The 2,717-nt window shown below is 34.6% G+C and carries 2 protein-coding genes and 1 pseudogene; all 3 read left to right on the forward strand.

Translation table 11 applies throughout. The features are described from left to right. Positions 1 to 795 precede the first annotated feature (795 nt). Positions 796 to 1,335 (forward strand): DUF5309 family protein, encoded by a 540-nt coding sequence (locus tag CVS86_RS09785; RefSeq protein ID WP_107791762.1) that lies wholly within the window; start codon positions 796 to 798, stop codon positions 1,333 to 1,335. Positions 1,336 to 1,425: 90 nt separating this feature from the next. Beyond that, positions 1,426 to 2,607 (forward strand): Cj0814 family flagellar-dependent secreted protein, encoded by a 1,182-nt coding sequence (locus tag CVS86_RS09790; protein WP_107791763.1) that lies wholly within the window; start codon positions 1,426 to 1,428, stop codon positions 2,605 to 2,607. An 11-nt stretch (positions 2,608 to 2,618) separates the two neighbouring features. Next, positions 2,619 to 2,717, forward strand: a pseudogene (locus CVS86_RS10175) (cell surface protein); the annotation flags it as partial.

Genomic DNA, 2,717 nt, shown 5'->3' on the forward strand with positions numbered 1-2,717 from the left:
TGCTCCATCTCGAACCAAGAAGCTAAGCTCGTCCTGGCTGATGATACTCTCCCTTACTGGGATGTTGGAAAAGTAGGTCGTTGCGGGCTTTGTTGTTAATCTGCTTTTAATTCTTATATTATTAATCGAATTTTATTGTTATTGTGTTTGTCCTTCATATCTAGTATGTTTCTTATATTTGCTTTTAGATTATTGCTTTGGTTGTCTTTTAAATTTGTTTTTTCTTGTTTTTATGCTATTTGGTTTATTTATCTTTTTAAATTTATTCTTTTCTTTTTTTAGATCTTTTAGACTAAATTTGACTTAAGGTTTTTTCTAAAAAATAAAGACATGGCTAAAGTTGAACCATAAACAAGTGTTATGATTGATTAATTTTTTATATTTAAGCTTCAATGTATATGTCTTTATAAAATTTAATATAAATTTTTAGAGTTTTAACAATGTTTTTATTTTTTAAATGAGTTATGAAGTTTTAGAATCCAAAGCTTAAACTACTTGATGCGATAAATACGAGTGGAGACAAAGTGGGCTTAGTTAAGAAAGTGCTATTAAACAAAGACATAAGCGACGGCGTAAAAGCTAAAGCGGTAAATAGATTAACTAAAAATAAAATTAGTCAAGCAACTAAAACTAGCTATATATCTACCAAAAACTCTAAGAATAATTAAAAGCCCTATCTTTAGGGCTTGTCCTCTTTTTCAAAAAACAAAAAATATTCTAACTTTGCCAAAATTGGGTAGATTTGGCACAGCCGTTAATGATAAATTGCCATTAAATTGTATAAAAGGAGCAAAAATGGCAATAACAACTACTGGGTTTCAAGCCCCAGCAACAAAAAGAGAAGGGCTAAAGCCCTCAGTCTATGAAAACATAATTTTAATAGGTGCTAACGAGACGCCTATACTTAAACTTATTGGCACTTCAAGTGTTAAAGGTATAGAGCACTCATCTCTAGCTGACAGCTTAGCTGCCCCAAAGAAAAACGCACAGCTAGAGATTTCTGACTTTGACGATCAGATCAAATCAAGCGTGCAAAAGACTTCAAATGCAGTGCAAATTTTCACCTCAAACGTGAGTGTGTCAAGAAGTATGCAAGCAGTGGCTACTTATGGAGGTAAAGAGCTAGAGCGTGAGACTGCTAAAAGAGCAAAAGAGCATAAGCTCATTAAAAACCTCTCTGATAAATTTACAAGTAAATTCCTAATCGGACTTGAAAACGGCAAAAGCATCACCACTAAAGAAATTTACAACATCACCTACCTTGAAAACGACCTAAAATTTAAAGAGCTATCTAGCAAAGATAGGCTTTATAAAAAGATAGATACTAGAGTTTAGGAGTAAATTTATGCAGACTAAAAACCTTTGTAAAATAAAACTTTTTACAAAAAAGACGATATCTTTAGCATGAAGCTAAAAGGATACTAGATGATAAACACACTTGGTAGCTACCCCTTGAATTTAGAGCAGAACATAAAGGCATCAACCAAAGCTTCTACCAACCAAACGAGCTCTTTAGTTTTAGGCTACAAGGTAGATAAGGATGGCTACTTTACAGATGAGTTTAATAAACAAGCTGGCATACCAAGTGATTATAAAATTCACTCAAGCACGCTGGAGTCGTTAGTAAGGATAGAGACGCAGTCTGACTATATGAAAAGGACTTTTGATAGCATCGACATACTAAAAACCGTAAATAATGCCTACAAAATCCTCTCCCAAATAGTTGGCGAAGACACACTAAACTCAAAAGATAGCTTTAGCTTAGATGAGATAAGAAATTTCCCTCAAGGCTTTTCTTATAACCGCCAAAGCATGCAAGTAACAAAAATTCATAACTCCATTCATGAATTTGGCTCGGCTGCGGCTGATTTTAACGGCAAAGAGTCAAATAAGCAGATGATAAGCACGCTTTTTTTCAACCCAAGCTTTAAAGGAGGAGACGGCAGACAGCCACTAAAGCCAACAACAGATATCTTTAACAACAACAATGGCGGCAAGGAGAGTGTGGGAAGTGGTGTATTTATGGATCCGCATGGAGAGAAATACACTAATAAAGATGGCTCAATAACTAAAGGCGGACTTATAGCAGCCGTTATAAACAACAACCTTGATGTAAGAGAGGGCGAGACAACAGCACAAGGCAAAAGAGAAGGCTATGATAAGAGCGTAGATAGTAAAGAATTTAATAGAGCATTTGAGCTGTTTGATCTAATGGGTGAGATGAAATTTGGACCTGGCTTTATAAATGCTACTGATAATGACATAGCTGGCATGCCTAAATATATGCAAGACTACATCAGATCTAAAAGAGACTTTGTCTATATCGACTTAGAAAGTGGCTTTGTCAGCACTCCTGAAGATAGACGTAGGGGATATGAAGAAGACGAGCTATCATTTAAAAAGATGATGGAGCGCAATCTAAAAATGCTAAAGCTACTCTTTGGTGAGATAGACAAAGATGGTAAAAAGAGTAAGGACTTTATAGATAGCTTTTTGAAATTTAGTATGCCACCTTTAAATTTAGTAAAAGAGCTAAATGAAAACCCAGCTGGAAAATATCTAGTAGATATGCTTGGTATAAAAAGAGATATTGATATAAAGGCGTAGAGGGAGTTGAAATGATAACTAGCATAAACGGACTTAGCAATACACCAATACAAGATAACACTATCCAAAAAGAAAATGCAAAAATGTCAAAGGAGCAAGAAAAGGCTCTA

It is taken from the genome of Campylobacter concisus (genome assembly GCF_003048605.1).
Lineage (GTDB): Bacteria > Campylobacterota > Campylobacteria > Campylobacterales > Campylobacteraceae > Campylobacter_A > Campylobacter_A concisus_BM.